Origin of the sequence: Chamaesiphon minutus PCC 6605 (assembly GCF_000317145.1) — a bacterium.
Classification (GTDB): Bacteria; Cyanobacteriota; Cyanobacteriia; order Cyanobacteriales; family Chamaesiphonaceae; genus Chamaesiphon; species Chamaesiphon minutus.
On sequence record NC_020053.1, the window covers coordinates 27503 to 45242 of the forward strand.

Sequence of the window (17740 nt, forward strand, 5' to 3'; positions counted from 1 at the left end):
GAAGCTATTCTTAGTCCCCCTTTTGAAGGGGGATTTAGGGGGATCTCCACCTACGCCGCAGTCCAACACGCTTAATCTGTTTGCTCCGCTTGGAGATGAGATCCCCCTAGCCCCCTTCAAAAGGGGGAACCGGAACGGGAACGAGATCTCTAGATTGAATCATTTTTTCACTATCAGGAATAACCCCGTGCAATCTACCACCACTCGCCCCTACCAATTTGAAGGAAATCTGTTTGTTTCCGACATCACCCAGGATCTAATCTCCAACGATTTTAAAGGTCAATTACCGCAAGACTTTCAACTCGATGAGAAGGCTAAATTAGCTGATGAAATTGCCGCAGCTTGGGCGATCGCTAAAGCAAACTGGGCAGCTTTCCAACAATCATTAGATCGCCTTCCGGCTGATGATGTGGCTACTACCGTCACGCGAAATAAGTGGGCGATTCCACTATTAATGTGTTTGGGTTATGCGCCAATCTTGACGAATGCTGAGACGATCGATAATCAGAGTTATGCGATTTCTCATCGGGTGGAGGAAGGGGAGGCTAAACCACCATTGCATATCGTCGGTTGTCGGGTGGGATTGGAAAAACGTCCGCCTAGTGGTACGCCGCGCATCTCCGCTCATGGATTGATGCAGGAATATCTCAACCGCACGGAGCATCTGTGGGGGGTGGTGACGAATGGTTATCAATGGCGACTGTTGCGAGATTCTAATTTGATTACCCGTTTGACTTATGTAGAATTCGATCTCCAGCAGATTTTGAATGGGGAAAACTTCGCCGAGTTTGGGTTATTTTATCGCCTGTTTCATCGATCGAGATTACCGCAAGGAATGGATGATGCGGATAAATGTCTGTTGGAATATTACCACCAACAAACCTTGCAACAGGGCGGACGGGTAAGGGATAAACTGCGAGATGGGGTGGAAAGTGCGATCGAGCGATTAGGTAATGGTTTTCTCGAACATCCTAAAAATGATGAATTACGGGCAAAATGTGAGAGTGGAGAAATTAAGGCGACAGAATTTTATCGTCAACTATTGATGTTGATTTATCGTCTACTATTTTTGATGGTGGCGGAAGCGCGTGAGATGTTGACTGATGAAGATCCAGAAAAGCGGCGAATTTATCAGGAATATTATAGTGTCGATCGATTGCGCCGAATGTCGGAACGACCTTTATTTCAGAGCGAAGGGTTTCAAGATTTATGGTGTGGCTTATTAGTTACATTTAAATTATTCGATGAAAATTGGCGGGGTAAAGTTCTTGGCTTATCTCCATTAAATGGCGACCTGTTTGGCTCTAGCAAATTAGAATATATTGAAAATTCTAAAATAGATAATTATGATTTACTTCTGGCGATTCGCAGTTTATCTGTTTACGAATACAAGGGTAAAAATGGAAAAAATAAACAAATTAGACGAATTAACTACGAGGCTTTCAACGTCGAAGAAATCGGCTCTACTTATGAAATTTTGTTGGATTTTTGCCCACAAATTTCGACTAGTGAAGTTCTCAAATTTCAATTAATTAAAGGTAGCGAACGTAAGTCTACAGGCTCATATTATACACCACCAGAATTAGTCGCACAATTAATCAAAACTACCTTAGATCCAGTAATCAATGAAAAGTTAGTCAATCTAAATACTATTTCCGAAAAAGAAGCCGCACTTTTGTCAATTACAATTTGTGATGCTAGTTGTGGCTCAGGACATTTCCTACTTGCAGCCGCTCGTCAACTAGGGAAAGCATTGGCACAGGTACGCACAGGAGAACATCAACCAGGACGTAAACATATTCGCAAAGCCACTCGTGATGTGATTCAAAACTGTATCTATGGCGTGGATCTAAATCCTCTGTCTGTGGATTTGTGTAAGGTGGCTTTGTGGATTGAGGGGTATAACAAGGGTTATCCGTTGAGCTTTTTGGATCACCGGATTAAATGCGGGAACTCTTTGGTAGGGGTGATGGATTTGGACTGTCTCAAGGAGGGGATTCCTGAAGGAGCGTATACGGCAGTGACAGGGGATAATAAAGCCGTTGCGACTAAGTTGAAGAAGCGAAATAAGGAAGAATGCAAGCAACTCGGACAGCAAAACTTCTTCGATACTCCAGTTATCCAAGCAGAACGCGATCGCTACACCCAGAATGCCAGTGAAATTGGTTTAACCTCAGAAATCACAGCCAGCGATGTTCGTGCCAAGCAGGAGCGATATCGAGCCAGTCGTCACGACTCCTCATGGTATCGGGATTACACGCTGTGTAATCTATGGACGGCGGCGTTTTTCATGCCGTTGGTGAGCGATTTGTTGCCTACGACTGAAACTCTATACAGGTTGATGTCAGAGGCTCCCAGCCAAGGTGTCCAAGAGATTGCGGATACAGTTAATAAACTGGCGGTGGAGAAGTTCTTCTTTCACTGGTGTCTGGAGTTTCCAGAAGTGTTTCAAGATGGTGGCTTTAGCTGCATTTTAGGGAATCCACCGTGGGAGCGAATTAAATTGCAGGAGAAGGAGTTCTTTGCAGCTCGTGATGCGGAGATTGCTAATGCTCAGAATAAAGCAGTCCGCGAACGACTGATTAAACAATTACCGCTCAATAATCCCGAACTGCTCGAAGAGTTTGAACTTGCTAAATATGATGCTACCGCTCAGGGGCGATTTGTACGCGGTTCGAGTCGCTTCACTTTAACAGCGGTAGGCGATATCAATACTTACAGCATTTTTAGTGAGACTGCGAGAAGGCTGATTGCGCCTACTGGGAGAGCAGGAATTATCGTACCTACGGGTATCGCTACGGATGACACCTGTAAAAAGTTCTTTGGCGATTTGGTACAAAATCAGAATTTAGCCGCTCTTACAGACTTCGAGAATCGTGATGGTTTATTTCCAGAGATAGATCGCCAAATTAAATTCTCTCTTCTCATCACTACAAAGCAACCTACCCCCGCAACTAAATTCTCCTTTTTCCTTACCCATCCCCGTCAATTAGAAGATAAACAGCGCGTATTTACCCTTACGCCTCAAGATATTGCCCTAATTAACCCTAATACTCTGACTTCTCCAGTATTTCGGACTCAGGCTGATGCGGAATTGACCCGCAAGATTTACCAAAGAGTACCAATTTTAGATAATGAGCGCACACAGGTTAATCCTTGGGGCATCTCATTTATGACGATGTTTCATATGTCGAATGATAGTGGTTCATTTCAAGGTAGTAAATCATCTGATGCTTTACCGCTATACGAATCCAAGATGCTACATCAGTTCGATCATCGATGGGCAACTTATGAAAGATTGGATGTTCGTGATGCGTCATTGAATGAGAAACAAAACACCGATTTTCAAGTTACTCCCCGTTACTGGGTGGATAAGCAAGAGATAGACAATAAGCTGGCTGGAAAATGGGATAAACAGTGGTTACTGGCGTTTAGAAAAATCACAAAGGCTGTTAATGAGCGAACAGCTATTTTTACATTGCTACCCATAGCCGCATTAGGTGATAGCGGACAGTTAATGCTAGTAAAGATAAGCAAACCAAATTTAGTAGCTTGTCTACAGGCTAATTTGAGTAGCTTGGTGTTTGATTTCGTTACTCGTCAGAAAGCAGGGGGAACTAACTTTAACTTTTTCATTGTCAAACAACTTCCTGTTCTCCCCCCAGAATCCTACACACCCCAAGACATCGAATTCATCAGCAGTCGCGTCCTCGAACTCGTCTACACCGCTTGGGATATGCAGCCCTTCGCCCAAGACATGGGTTATCAAGGCGCACCATTTGTGTGGAACCCAGAACGTCGTGCCATCCTCCGTGCGGAACTCGATGCCAAATACGCCAAACTGTATGGTTTAACCCGCGATGAATTGCGGTATATCCTCGATCCTAGCGATATCTATGGGGCAGAGTTTCCCAGTGAGACTTTCCGAGTATTGAAGAACAAGGAGATGAAGGAATACGGCGAATATCGCACTCAGCGGTTGGTATTGGCAGCGTGGGATGAAATGGAATCGGGGGAAATTGCTCAGTGACACAAGGGCAGTTGAAGACTTCCAAATGATAGCTGTTCCTTGCGATCTTGAACCCGTGTCCAAATGTTCAAAAATTAATTAAATTAGAGAAGAATGAAAATAGACAACGAAGTACTTGAGCGATCGCTGGAAATATCAAAAAGAAGATTCAACGCACATGACACCATTTCTATCGTGACTTTTCTAAGCAGAATTTCTGAGAAAGAAAAATATTTTGATAATTTATCTTTAGCACAAAGTTCTCGCATTGAAAACACTAATTTTGATCGACTATCCCTTGTTAATGCAGAATTATTTCAGATATCATATTCTTCAGTTCTATTTACTAATGTAAATCTCTCTAGCTCAAATTTATGCTGGAATCGGTTTAGCAATTGTCAAATTATTAACTCTAATTTGCAAGGTGCTTATCTAAGAGGAGCGGTACTAGAAAATACACTTCTGAGCGAGTGTAATCTATCAGATGCTAATTTGATAGATGTAAACATGCAATCTGCACAGTTAGAAAATGTCAACTTGCATAATGCATTTTACAGCAATAAATCTATTTTCCCTATAGGTTTCTCCCCAGACAATGAAGGAATGATCTTCGTCGATTCTGAAAAAGAGGTTTTCGATGCTTTTTCAAGTATTCCATTCATACATCAAATTGACATTAACAATGACTTATTAAACAAAGAAGATTGTTATGACGAAGAAAAATCTATAGAGATAGCTTTAACCGATACTTATAAATTATTAAAAAATACTGAAAAAAATTCAATAAAGGAACTGAGCATCGATCGCTTTCTTGGCGAAGTTGAAATGTCTGGAATCCATACATTTGCATCTTACAAAGCTGTTGGTAAGCACTTGGATTTCTACCTATGGCTATGTGGTGTATTAAGATACAGTTTTTCTGGCAAAATTCCTGGATGCTGGACTGTATTTCGCTCGAAAGAATATTTAAAATCAACTTTTAAAATTGAAGATGACTTGAAGGAGCAAATATTAAAAGCAGAAGAGTTAATACAAAAATCTCCTATATTGCCTGTAGGAGATACAATTAAACCTTTGAGTGGTAATAAATTTAAGGGGCTATGGAGATACCGGATTGGAGATTTTAGGATCGTGTATTATCCGTGCAAGCAAACAAGAAATATTCTGATAGCAACACTCTCAAACAGAGGAGAAGTATACTCAAGAATGAGATCTTTGAAGGAATATAAGAAAAGTTTAGAAAACCATAACTTAAAATGAATATTGCCAGTTTTAATAACTCCGTCCATCGATCGGTACGCCAGATTCGCTCGATATCTCATCTAGCGATCGATGGTGTTTTCCAGAACTTTTGGATTCTTGTCGAGTTCTAGCCTCTTTCTCGGAGATTTCCTTGAGAGACTGGATGAGAATAGCAGGATCTTTGTCAGTTCTGAGTAGATCGAATAAAGACTCTCCATTGAGAATATTACGATGTATCAGTTTGTCCATTCGCTCAATGTTCATTCCCTTCACGCGATTGGCAATACTGGATAATTGCCGGATACGTGTAATAATAAACTCTTGTTTTGGCTCATTACCATCCAGCCAAGCATAAGCAATAGGACGAGTAACTCCAAGTATGACAGCCAAATCGGACATACTAACACCAAATACATCGCGAATATTGGCAACGTGTTCTGCGGGAGAGCGAGTGTCGCTCGAAGGCGCAAAATGGATATTCAAAGTATCGAGCATGAGAAAATAAGTTTGAGGATGTCTATCAACAAATTGCGGAATCGATCGATCGTTAGCTTGCCACTCTGCCAGCTAATCGCTCTTGAATTTGCATCTGAAAACTAGCAGCCACCTCCTCAATTTCTTCTGAAGACATCACATTCCCAAACTGCTCGTTTAGCAGATCGATAAACTTATTGTGACTGCCTGGATATAGGGCTAGCTCCATTACCTTGTCCAAATGAATACCCCAATCAGGCCCCGCGCTGATATCACAACCACACTCTTCCTCTAATCTAGCCATCTCACGGGCTTCCTCTTCAGTAATTTGAAATCTCATAATTTCCTCCATTCCTCTATTTAATTATCTACATTAGTCTCTGTACGCCGATACCATTCAAAATAAGTCAAATTATCTTTTTCTGCATCAGCACCCCCGTCGATCAGCCCCATTTTGCGATAAAACACCTCCGCATTAGGTAAAGAGTGCAACCCTACCAGCCCTCCATAATTTAACTCTTCACTACGGAGCCGAGCAAACCGGAGTAAAGCTCCACCCACCGCTCGAAATCCATTCACATCAGGGTTCAAGACGCGATTCCACGGTGCTGTTGCCAGTGAATGAACATAGACCAGTCGGCGCGTCGGCTCGATTTGCGATCGATAGCCCCGTGTCTGAATCAACATCATTCCTTGAGTCAACTGCTCGCACTCGATCGCATAGCCTTCATATAGTCCCATCCCACCAGCTAGATAAATTCGTTGTTTCTGCTCCCAATCCCAATATTGGTCTTCATCTGCGGAAGTTCTCAGTCGTTCCCGCCAGACTATTCTGAAATCATCTAAATGCTTTGTCGTTAACGGAACTAATGACCCTACTACCGAGGCGGCATCTCGCACCCGAATTAACCGTACTTCATCCCCATCGCTCGTCAAATCGCTCATACAGCTAAATTCAAATCACTACAGACCTTTCTGGCGATCGATGCCATCCAACCAGGTAAAAGATCGAGATCTTGGAGGAGGTCTTGTTTCACATCATCAGGCAGCTTTGCCCGCATTAGAGCGATCGTATCTGGAGCAGACGCGATCGCTTTATCTAGCCATAAAACCGCTGCCACAAACTGCCCACCTGGACGATCTGCCCAAGCAATCGCCTTCTGACTAACGTGCTGGAGATAAACCTTCCGGTTGCCCACTTGCACTGTTTTAGTCTTACCACTACTGATATAGGACGGTCTCGCAGGTACGGCATTCGTCAAGCCCAGAGCATTGGCAACTGCAATGCCATTGGGCATTAATTGAATTTGGTCGCGTCTACTAATCGCTTTAACCGTTGCATCCAAATTCGGTGGTGCAGAACCCTGCAAAATTTTGCTCTGGCGGGGAAAGTCATAAAAACCACGCCCGATTCGCCGCAGCTTGCCACTGACAACCAATCTAGATAATGCTCGATCGATCGCCGCACGACTACCCAAATCGAGGAAATCTTTGGGCGTAAATACCCCATTTCCGCGACCTCGTACTCGAACTTTGTCCATAACTCGATCTGCTGTACTCTTCATGGCTACTGAATTAAAGCGATCTCTTATGTCAGAATAATACCGTATTTTTGGAGTCAGTGGCAAGCGTGGAATTACGGTCTATCTGCTATCCAAGCTACCATTTTGGTCACTTTAGCCTGTGGTCGTGGGCATATTAGGACTACATCGCTACAATAAGCCTCCCATGCTCGATATCTTCGCCCTCCGCAACCAAATTATCGACGACTATCACCGCTACATTGAGAGTTTCCTCAATATCAAGGATAAAAAGGTCAAGACATTCGTCGATGAAGAATTAGCTAAGGGCGAACTGTGGCAAGATCCTCTGATTCAACTCAACCCAGCTTATCAAAAGGGTGCGAGTATCAATGAGTTAATCGATCGAGATATTCTCCATCCCGACTGTGGTAAATACTTCCACGGGTACCAGTTTTATCAGCACCAAGCTCAAGCCTTCGTCGCCGCTCAAAGTCAACAGCCCTACGTGCTGACAACCGGAACGGGTTCAGGTAAGAGTCTGAGCTACGTCGTCCCAATTATCGATGACATTCTCCGTAACCCAGAGATTAAGGGAGTACGGGCGATTTTAGTCTATCCGATGAATGCCCTGATTAACTCCCAGAAAGAGGAGTTTGATAAATTCATCAAAAAAGTTACTAACTCTCCCATCCGCGTCGAACAATATACCGGACAAGAGAGCCTGGAGCGCAAAACCGAGATTCAAAATAATCCACCCCAGATTATCTTGACTAACTACGTGATGTTGGAATTGATGCTGACTCGCGTACATGAAGCCGAATTCGTCAAGTCAGAGGATCTAAAATTTTTAGTCCTCGACGAACTCCACACATATCGCGGGAGACAAGGTGCTGATGTCGCCATGCTGGTGCGGAAGCTCAGACAGCGGAGCGGACGAGATCTGCTGTGTATCGGGACTTCAGCAACTATGTCTACCGAAGGCGACAGACAGCATCGCCGTCAAACCGTGGCGGGTGTGGCGAGTAAGCTCTTTGGGGTGGAGGTGACAATGGAGAATGTCATCGATGAAACCTTGGTGCGGGCAATTAAACGTCCTACCCCGACGACTAAAGAGTTGCGGGATTCTGTTCTAGCTGTCTTACCAGGGGAGATCGATCGCACTCTGGATAAGTTTCAAGCTCATCCCCTTAGTGCATGGATAGAGATGAATTTTGGCTTAAAGGAAGAGTCATCTGGATTGGTTCGCCGTCAACCCATTTCACTCACGGATGGAGCGCAACAATTAGCGGAAATTACCCAGCTAGCGATCGAGAAATGTACCGAAGTTCTCCAAGAGATGTTTCTGTGGGGTAGTAAAACCAAGGGATTAGCATTCCGGCTGCATCAATTCATCGCCCAAGGGGGTAGTGTCTATTCCACTCTCGAACGTGCCGAACCCCGCTTCCTCACTTTAGAAGGACAATATACGACGACTAATGATCGATTGCTCTATCCGTTGGTCTTTTGTCGGGAATGCGGACAGGATTATTATGTGGTCAAATTTGATCGAGACAGAGAATTAATTACGCCATTATTACCCAACTCGATCGATGCTGACAATGATTCAGAAACCATTTGTGAAGGCTATCTCACTCTCGACGAGCCAGAATTATGGAGTGCAGAACATTTAGATAGTTTGCCCGATAGTTGGTTTAAGGAAACGAAAAGGGATGGGCGAGTATTAAAGAAAGAACACGAAAAATATAATCCCCAGCAATTGTTTGTCAACCCGAATGGGACGATTGCTCTCACTGGCATCGGGAATGGTCATGAAAAGCCAACACCCTGCTGGTTTGTGCCTCGTCCATTTAAGATTTGTCTGAACTGTAAAGTCGTTCACAACGGACGCAAGAATGAATTTACCAAGCTCTCGCGCTTGAGTAGTGAAGGTAGAAGTACCGCAACTACCCTGTTATCAATTTCCACCGTCAGCAAACTGAAAGCATCTCTAGACGCAGACTCAACCGCAGCCAAAGTTCTCAGCTTTACCGATAATCGTCAAGATGCTTCCCTCCAAGCCGGACATTTTAATGATTTCGTTCAAACGTCCTTCCTCAGAGCGAGTTTGTATGGAGCACTAAAAACCTCAGGAGCACTAGATCAGAGCCAAATAGCTGCGGCGGTAGTCAAGCAGATGGGTTTAGCTCAAACAGATTACGCAGAACAACCTGCTGAGTTTGGGGTGGGGAAGAAAAGAAATGAAGAGGCTTTCACCCAATTAATTGAGTATCGATTGTACGAAGATCTACGTCGTGGTTGGCGGATCGTTCAACCTAATTTAGAGCAAAGTGGATTATTGCAGATTAATTATTTAGAGCTAGATTTAGCTTGTGCAGATACAGGTTTATGGCTAAAACATAGCGATCCAATCTTACTCAAAGCCACACCTGAAGAGCGGTATCGAGCAATTTTACCGTTACTTAATCTACTCCGAAAAGAGTTAGCGATCGATGCTAAATTTCTCCAAGCTGATGGGATTGATGAACTCAAACGCAAGGTCAATCAAGCCCTCAAGGAACCGTGGACGATCGGTGAAACCGAAAATCTCCCCTCAGCATCTTGGGCGAGTCTCACTAAAGGCGAACCGAGAGATCGGACTAAAAATAAAGTCAAATTAACAGCTACTAGTAAAATTGGTAAATTCCTCCGCTCTCCCGCTGCTTGGTCGTGGTTAAATCAGTCACTTAAACCTGATGATTACGATCGACTAATTCACAATTTAATTAATGCTCTATGCGATTCAGGTTATCTCACTCAAGAAGGAACTGATGTCCAACTGCGGAGTGATTCGATCGTTTGGCAAGGTTGCAAGCTCGATCGAATTGCACCAGATTTACTAGAGAACAGATACTCAGCTATAGAACAAGTCGAACATCGCCCAGTTAACAAATTCTTCCAAAAGTTCTACATCGAAACTGCTGCCCAAATTCGTCACATGTGCGGACGCGAACATACCGGACAAGTCCCCAATTACCTTCGCCAAGAACGAGAAGAGGAGTTCCGCCAAGGTAAACTCGCCACCCTGTTCTGTTCTCCCACGATGGAACTAGGCATCGATATTTCTGACTTGAGCGTGGTGCATCTGCGGAATGTCCCGCCCTCACCTGCCAACTATGCCCAACGCAGCGGTAGAGCCGGAAGAAGCGGACAAGAAGCAATGGTCATCACCTACGCCGCCGCAGGAAGCGGACACGACCAATATTTCTATCGTCACCAAGCCGCAATGGTCGCCGGAGCGGTTGCGCCACCTAAGTTAGAACTCGCCAATCAAGATCTGATTAAATCCCACATCTACTCAGTCTGGCTGGGATTAGCTGGAGTGCAATTTGGCGACTCGATGAATCAGATCCTGGATCTAGAACAACCCAAATACCCACTCAAGGAGAATCTCCGCACCCAGTTAGAACGGATGGGTCAGCCTATATTCCACCATAATTGCGTTAACGCCACTCGATCGATCCTCGCCGATACTTTTTGTCAAACAGACCTAAATCGCGTCTCCTGGTACAGTCCAGAGTGGTTAGAGCGAACGATTGGCAATGCCCTAAATGAGTTTGACAATTCATGCGATCGCTGGCGCAAGCTCTATGATGATGCAGTTACCCAGATGACTGAAGCACAAAGAGTTCTCCAGAAAGTCACCGCTGGAAATGAAGCTAAAGAGGAGAAAAATCGAGCAGATCGATCGTTCCAAGAAGCCAAGCACCAAATCGATCTCCTCGTCGGACAAGGTGCGGGTAAAAACAATAGCCAGTTTGAATTTTATCCCTATCGCTACTTCGCCTCCCAAGGATTTCTGCCTGGTTTCAATTTCCCCCGTCTCCCGATTTACACCTATCTCCCCACTGGCAAAGATCGCGGCGAATATATTTCTCGTCCCCGTCATTTAGCCATTCGAGAAATGGCTCCCCAAAATATCCTCTACTACGAGGGTAATAAATTTAAAGTCGATCGCACCAAACGCTATACCCAAGGCATTGACAGCCGTTATCAAACGCTAGTTATTTGCGATCGCTGTGGCTATTTTCATCCTAAATTAATCGATGTCTGTGAAAATTGTGGCAATAAACCAACTAGCGATCGCAGTGGCAAACCCGCTGTCATCATGAGAGCATTGGAAATGGATACAATGTTCGCCAGACGGAAGGAGCGAATCACCTGCGATGAGGAAGATCGCCTCAAAAATGGTTATCAGATTAGTACCTGTTTCCAGTTTACCGATGGACGAAAAGAAGTAGCTACCGTGATCGCCGCTGACGGCACACCATTACTCCGACTTACCTATGGCGAAACTGCCAATATTATGCGAATCAATCGCGGTTTGCGAAGCGAAAAAGGCAATGGTTTCAGACTCGATCCCACTAGCGGACAATGGGAACCACCAACTAATAAAACCGACCTACAGACGAATATTCAAGCCGATATTCATCTCACCGTCAAAGCGACTACCAATCTACTCTCGATCGAACCATTAGATCTACCAGAACACGAGCGAGAGTCATTCATCACAACCTTCCAATACGCCTTAGAGCGATCGATTCAAACAGTCTACAAGCTCGAACAATCGGAACTAGATTCCGAACGACTGGGGCAAAATAGCGATCGCCTATTATTCTGGGAAGCCGCTGAAGGTGGCGCAGGAGTTCTCTCCCAAATCCTCGAAGATCCCCAATCCTTCCAAAAATTAGCAGTATCAGCATGGGAAATCTGCCATTTTAAAGAACATAAAGACAATTGTGCTCAAGCTTGTTATGAATGCCTGCTCTCCTACGGTAATCAATGGGATCATCCCCTCTTAAATCGCCATACAATTGAGAATTTCTTGAATCGATTGCGCGGGAGTAAATTAGAGCGGCACTCGATCGGATTATCTCGCGAAGAGCAATATCAACAACTATTAGCCCAAACCGATCCCAATTCTGAGTTTGAACGGGTGGTATTAACAGCGATGTTCGATCGAGGGTTGAAATTACCCGATACTGCTCAAATGTATATTCCTGAAGCCAACTGCAAACCAGATTTTGTCTATAACAATGGTGTCAAAATTGCGATTTTCTGCGACGGTTCGGTTCATGATTCACCAGAACAAAAACGACAAGATAAGATCGATCGGGATAATTTGCAGTATGTAGTCGGTTACTCGGTGTTATCGATTCGGCAAAGCCGACGCGATGCGATCGGTTATGAAGAGGAGTTAGAGTTGGGATTGCAACATTTGGCAGCTCTATTGGCGTAATTCATAGCTGATAAAATATGCTTATAGCCAAGTAATAATTACTTGGGCATACTTTTGTCCGAGTTAATACAGTTTTCGCTCGACTAATGCAGTGCCCAGTAATTATTGGGCACTGCATTAATAACTATGAATAATTCGGCATCTTCGCACGATCCGTAGTAATCTCATCCACAATCGGATAGAGATAATCGGGATGAACCAGGTGCAGTGCCAACCAATAAGGATCGGGCGATCGCATACCCACTAGCCGATCGCAATAATAGAGATCGGCACTGCGGCGCAGATAACCGATGCGTAGGTCATGATGGCACACTTCGATGGCAATCTCACCATCTTTTACTCCTGGCACGTCGTCATAAACATCGAGCCAATTTAAGTTCAAGTGGATAAGATCGCAAACCCACTCTGGCTCTAGACCTTGGAGATCGGGCAGCGGTAACGGTTGAAAATAGTGGTGGGGAAGATCTCGAACGGCATCGCGGCACTCAGCGGTACTAGGGTGATGACTACGTGCTACTTTATCGAAGCTATTGCCACAGGAGAAGCGATTCTCCAGAGGAGAGGCTACGCCAACGGCATAGAGAGGACGTGCCAGCGGACAATCTAAGCAATTTGATGGTAGTGCTTTCATATTTCAATGGTTAATATCGATCCAATTTCAAGAGAATGAGTATTCATAACTTTGTTAAGCAATAGAAAAAGCCAGCAGTTAATTTGCTGGCTTGATGTTTGTCTAAGTTCGGCTTAAAGATTAACCTGTTGTCGTGGTAATATATAATCAATACAGAGATTCAATTGCTGAGTGTAAAGAGTCTAATTCACACTCATAATTTTTCACCGTTAATACTCAGATATTTTTCCGAGCCATTAAAATGAGCGAATTTGTATTGAAAATCACGAGCGTTCAAAGATTTATCGATCGCGATCTTAAGGGGTTGATATTAATACTGCGCGTCAGATTGGTAGTAGTCCTGGCGATCCAACATCAAGCTTTCCAAAAATTGCAAGTATTCTGCGGATTCGGGCGACTGGTCGGTGGGTAAATCGGCTTCGATGTCCATGATTGCTCCAGATAAATAAACGAGGTAGCGCAATCTTCACTTGCACTACCTCGTTTAAATGCGGCTATGCCGCCCAATAAATTAGTAAACTCCAATATCGGGATCGATCTCGATTGCCCGATGGCGATCGCGTGCTGCTCCTAAAACATCATCCAGGAAATCGCGTTTGAGCAAACTCCTTACGAAATATGCAGCAGCCAGATGGGGATCGAGATCGTTCGCGGAGCGTTCCCATAGGGAAATCGCTCGGTCATAATCAGCCAATGCCCCGCTCGGATCGCCCAGTTCATTATGCTTGAGCGTACCGCGATTATAAAGAGCCTCCGATTGAGTAGGATCGAGTGAAATCGCCATATTGTAATCGGCGAGGGCACCCTCAACATCCATTAGTTTGACGTTTTTTAGCAGTCCGCGACAGTTATAAGCCGCAGCGAAGGTAGGGTCGATCGAAATGGCCAGATCGTAATCAGCGAGCGCATACTCGACATCCCCCAACTCACCGTATTTAATCAACCCACGAGTGGTATAGACCGAGGCATCGCGAGGATCGAGCAGGATCGCCAGATTGAGATCCGCTAAGGCTCCAAGAATGTCACCCAATTGCTGATACCTAAGCAAGCCGCGATTGGCATAAGCAACGGCATAATCGGGATCGTAGCCAATGGCGGAGTCGAAATCGGCGAGCGCACCCTGGATATCTCCCAATCGCGCAAACTTAAACGAACCGCGATAGTTATAAGCCTTAGCATAGTTAGGAGCGAGACTTACGGCCCGGTCGTAAGCAGCTAAAGCACCGAAATCGTTCCCGATTTGAGATTGTCGATTGCCGAGCGTAATATAGTCATCAGGCTGAATAAAATAATTGTCTCGTTCTGAAGCTCGCTCTGACATATAGAGTAGATATAAAGACTATACAAAGGCTCGGTAGAGATCTAGACCGATTGGGAGATTTTGCTTCTGTATTTACTACAGGCTAATCTAACTAGATTTGAGAGTGATGCGATCTTATAACAATTTAACGATCGCAGATAACAAGCCCCAAATCGATAGATAGCAATCTCAATCTATCTCCTGATGGCAATACTAATTGTGGAGGAGCGGCACTCTCTCTGCGTGCTAGAGACTAAGGTTCCCATTTAGGAAGGCTAGATTCGGTCGAGACAAAATCGAATAAATGATAGGATTGTCATAATTAAAAAAGGTAAGTGTTAGACACTTACCCTCAAGAAAACAATTAGATCTCAGATTATAAATGTTGACGATTCGCTTTAGTAGTCAGGAGCACAAATCATGCGCCTGACGATGAAGGGGAAAAATGGCTCGCTCAATCAATTTACTCAGAAGGTCAAAAATAAGCATGGAGACGTTATCGAATATCCCAAAGTTAATGGCATTCGCGACCCCAATAATTCCAAACATTGGCGGTGGAAGCTAACGTGGAAAGAGAAAATCGACAATCGGTGGCTCACTCGTGGGCTTCGGGTCAAACCAAGTCAAGTTGCCAAAGTCCAGAAGTCAATCGCCAGAAATGTTGGGATCGAAGAGATTCGGGAGTTTTTAAGTTAAAATTTTAGGGTGTAATTACACCCTAAAAAACAGCCAAAAGTGGCTTGATATAGAGCTTATAGCTATTCTCAATAACTATAAATGCTTGTAATGCTCATGCTTACTTAATTTGGCAAATTTTTTAGAGTGTAATTACACCCTAAAAAATTGCTGTAAAAGGTACTAGCAAACAGCTATAGTTATTCTCAATAACTAAAAATATTAGTTCGGATATTGGTGCGATCCGAGTCTTTCAATCTGGATTGAGTCGAATCCCTAACTTCAGAGCCGGATTATTGACCCACCGATCCCCGACATGGGTGTAAATCGCTGTGGTCTTTGGATTGGCATGACCCAATAGATCTTGGACTTGCCGCAACGATGCCCCATTCTGAATCGCTAAAGTCCCCGCTGTATGCCGCAAGGAGTGCGCCGATAAAGTCCGTCCCTCCCCATGTTTGAGATCCAAAGCTTCGAGATAACTATCGACGATAAATCTAATCCCCCTTCTAGATAAGCGACGATCCTCACGGTCGGGGTCGATGTGATGGCGCGGATGATGCACGTTGATAAATAAAGGAGTAGCAGCCGCAGTACTAAATTTAGCCTGTCTTCTGGCGAGTAAATAACGATCGAGTACATCCACTAAGTCGGGAATCAGTGGCACCACCCGTTGTTGTCGCTTACTAGTTACCGTAATTCCTACCCCCGTGGGATCGCGGCGAATATCCCCCACATTCGCCCGATGCGCTTCCATCGATCTAACTCCTTCGAGGGTCATCAACCCCAATAGGAAACGGTCGCGGAGAACTTTGAGAGGGGTAGATTTCGCCAGTGGAGCTTGAAGGAATGTCTCCGCCTCAACCGCAGTCAAATAAGTAATCGAGTCAGCCGGATCGCCGCGTTGCTTGGGTGCTTTGACCCCCCAGACGGGGTTATGCGAAAGGAGACCGTATTCCATCGCAGCATCGTACATCCGACTGACAGCGACGAGTTTGAGGGAGATGGTGGCGGGTTTGTATTGCTGTTGGACTAAGTTGTGGCGGTAGATTTTAATCGCATCCCGCGTCACCTCTAGGGGCTGGAGCTGATTGACCTCACACCAGAGCAAGTACTGTTTTGCTTCGCACCAATAGGTACGGATGGTTTCGGCACTAGCACCGCCAGCAGCCACATCGAATTGGAGGAAGCTGGTAAATGCGGCAATTAAGGGATTGGCATCGAGGACAAAAGTGGGCGTGCTGGTGGTAGTACTAGTAGGTTGCTCCATTGAATTTAGCCAGATGCACGGAATAATTTAGGTCATCATAAATTCCATAAGTTTTAATAATTCAAGGTTGGCAATAAATTGCTGGGAAATTTGGGGGAATTTTCACTCTTTTTTTAATATACCGCTAATAAGGATTAGCGGTATATTAAAATAGCAAGCGAAATAATCGATAATTTATTAACTATTTATTTCCAGATTCAACCCACCCCCGATGCCTAATTAATTATGCCCAACCACTGTATGCATCTTGTCATAATTCAATGGAGCAACCCACCCGCACTACTACTACTGCCACCACTTTTGTCCTCGATGCCAATGCCTTAATTTCAGCATTTACCAGTTTTATCCAATTCGATGTAGCTGCTGGCGGTGCTAGTGGCGAAACCATCCGTACCTATTGGTGCGAAGCGAAACAGTACTTGCTCTGGTGTGAAGTCAATCAACTCCAACCCCTAGATGTGACGCGGGATGCGATTAAAATCTACCGTCACCATTTAGTCCAACAGCAATACAAACCTGCCACCATTGCCCTCAAACTCGTCGCTGTGAGTCGGATGTACGATGCGGCGATGGAATATGGTCTACTCTCCCATAACCCCGTCTGGGGCGTAAAACCGCCCAAGCAACGAGGCGATCCGGCTGACTCGATTACTTATCTCTCCGCAGCGGAGGCGGAGACATTCCTTCAAGCTCCACTGGCTAAATCTACTACCCTGAAAATCCTCCGCGACCGTTTCTTATTGGGACTAATGACCCTTGAAGGGGTCAGGTCGATTGAAGCGCATCGAGCGAATGTGGGTGATATTCGCCGCGATCCGACTGGGGTAGGGATTATGGTAACTAGTAAGCGGCAGCAACGAGTCGTGCCGCTGATTCCCGACTTGGTGGATTTGCTCGATCGTTATTTACTTGCTAGGAGACAGGCTAAATTTAGTACGGCTGCTGCCGAGCCACTTTTTATCAACGTTCATCATCCGCGCCATCAGATCGACCCTGACCGCGAGGATCGTCGCTTATCGAGACGGGGGATTAGATTTATTGTCGATAGTTACCTCAAAGCTCTCGACCTCAAATATGGGGAGGGTCGGACTTTATCGGCGCATTCCTTACGGCATACGGCGGGGACTCTCGCGATTCAGAATGGGGCATCCTTGCGGCAAGTCCAGGATTTATTGGGTCATGCCGATCCGAAGACTACGGCAATTTATACTCATATTGGCGATCGATGGGTTAATAATCCGGCTTTGAAGTTGGGGATTAACTTAAATCCCGAACGATCTCAAGTCGGGATAGCTACAGGATACGTGTAAAAACCTGCAAGATAGACCTCTAAGCCTTGCC

The 17740-nt window shown here is 44.8% G+C and carries 13 protein-coding genes; 6 read left to right on the forward strand and 7 right to left on the reverse strand.

Features of this window, described 5'->3' with window-relative positions:
- Positions 1–187: 187 nt before the first annotated feature.
- Positions 188–4030: an Eco57I restriction-modification methylase domain-containing protein gene (locus tag CHA6605_RS28980; RefSeq protein ID WP_015328732.1), complete on the forward strand. Its 3843-nt coding sequence runs from the start codon at positions 188–190 to the stop codon at positions 4028–4030.
- A gap of 93 nt (positions 4031–4123) precedes the next feature.
- Positions 4124–5269, forward strand: coding sequence for a pentapeptide repeat-containing protein (locus tag CHA6605_RS28985; RefSeq protein WP_015328733.1), 1146 nt, complete (start codon positions 4124–4126; stop codon positions 5267–5269).
- Between the two features lie 12 nt (positions 5270–5281).
- Here CHA6605_RS28985 and CHA6605_RS28990 read toward each other — a convergent pair whose 3' ends face one another.
- From CHA6605_RS28990 to CHA6605_RS29005, 4 genes are read right to left on the reverse strand one after another with little or no spacing between them, the layout of a single operon-like run.
- Positions 5282–5746 carry a hypothetical protein gene (locus tag CHA6605_RS28990; protein ID WP_015328734.1) on the reverse strand — a complete coding sequence of 155 codons (465 nt, stop codon included), beginning with the start codon at positions 5744–5746 and terminating at the stop codon, positions 5282–5284.
- A 52-nt stretch (positions 5747–5798) separates the two neighbouring features.
- Positions 5799–6065, reverse strand: a complete 267-nt coding sequence (locus tag CHA6605_RS28995; protein WP_015328735.1) for a hypothetical protein — start codon at positions 6063–6065, stop codon at positions 5799–5801.
- Positions 6066–6085: 20 nt separating this feature from the next.
- Positions 6086–6670 carry a hypothetical protein gene (locus CHA6605_RS29000; RefSeq protein ID WP_015328736.1) on the reverse strand — a complete coding sequence of 195 codons (585 nt, stop codon included), beginning with the start codon at positions 6668–6670 and terminating at the stop codon, positions 6086–6088.
- Positions 6667–7290 (reverse strand): DUF6088 family protein, encoded by a 624-nt coding sequence (locus CHA6605_RS29005; protein WP_015328737.1) that lies wholly within the window; start codon positions 7288–7290, stop codon positions 6667–6669. The genes CHA6605_RS29000 and CHA6605_RS29005 overlap by 4 nt, the downstream gene beginning before the upstream one ends.
- 163 nt (positions 7291–7453) lie before the next feature.
- Here CHA6605_RS29005 and CHA6605_RS29010 point away from each other — a divergent pair, with 163 nt between their 5' ends.
- The gene (locus tag CHA6605_RS29010; RefSeq protein WP_015328738.1) at positions 7454–12523 is read left to right on the forward strand and encodes a DEAD/DEAH box helicase; all 5070 of its coding nucleotides are present in this window, start codon (positions 7454–7456) and stop codon (positions 12521–12523) included.
- A 124-nt stretch (positions 12524–12647) separates the two neighbouring features.
- Here the strand turns inward: CHA6605_RS29010 and CHA6605_RS29015 are convergent, their stop codons facing one another.
- Positions 12648–13154: a hypothetical protein gene (locus CHA6605_RS29015; protein WP_015328739.1), complete on the reverse strand. Its 507-nt coding sequence runs from the start codon at positions 13152–13154 to the stop codon at positions 12648–12650.
- A gap of 241 nt (positions 13155–13395) precedes the next feature.
- Here CHA6605_RS29015 and CHA6605_RS34750 point away from each other — a divergent pair, with 241 nt between their 5' ends.
- Positions 13396–13566, forward strand: a complete 171-nt coding sequence (locus CHA6605_RS34750) for a hypothetical protein (protein ID WP_157260278.1) — start codon at positions 13396–13398, stop codon at positions 13564–13566.
- A gap of 99 nt (positions 13567–13665) precedes the next feature.
- On the opposite strand, the gene CHA6605_RS29020 is transcribed toward CHA6605_RS34750, so the two are convergent.
- The gene (locus CHA6605_RS29020; protein WP_015328741.1) at positions 13666–14475 is read right to left on the reverse strand and encodes a tetratricopeptide repeat protein; all 810 of its coding nucleotides are present in this window, start codon (positions 14473–14475) and stop codon (positions 13666–13668) included.
- Positions 14476–14874: 399 nt separating this feature from the next.
- Here CHA6605_RS29020 and CHA6605_RS29025 point away from each other — a divergent pair, with 399 nt between their 5' ends.
- Positions 14875–15150 carry a hypothetical protein gene (locus CHA6605_RS29025; protein WP_015328742.1) on the forward strand — a complete coding sequence of 92 codons (276 nt, stop codon included), beginning with the start codon at positions 14875–14877 and terminating at the stop codon, positions 15148–15150.
- 232 nt (positions 15151–15382) lie between these two features.
- Here CHA6605_RS29025 and CHA6605_RS29030 read toward each other — a convergent pair whose 3' ends face one another.
- Positions 15383–16399, reverse strand: a complete 1017-nt coding sequence (locus tag CHA6605_RS29030) for a tyrosine-type recombinase/integrase (RefSeq protein WP_015328743.1) — start codon at positions 16397–16399, stop codon at positions 15383–15385.
- Between the two features lie 260 nt (positions 16400–16659).
- On the opposite strand from CHA6605_RS29030, the gene CHA6605_RS29035 reads away from it, so the two are divergent.
- Positions 16660–17709 (forward strand): tyrosine-type recombinase/integrase, encoded by a 1050-nt coding sequence (locus tag CHA6605_RS29035; protein ID WP_015328744.1) that lies wholly within the window; start codon positions 16660–16662, stop codon positions 17707–17709.
- Positions 17710–17740: the final 31 nt, after the last annotated feature.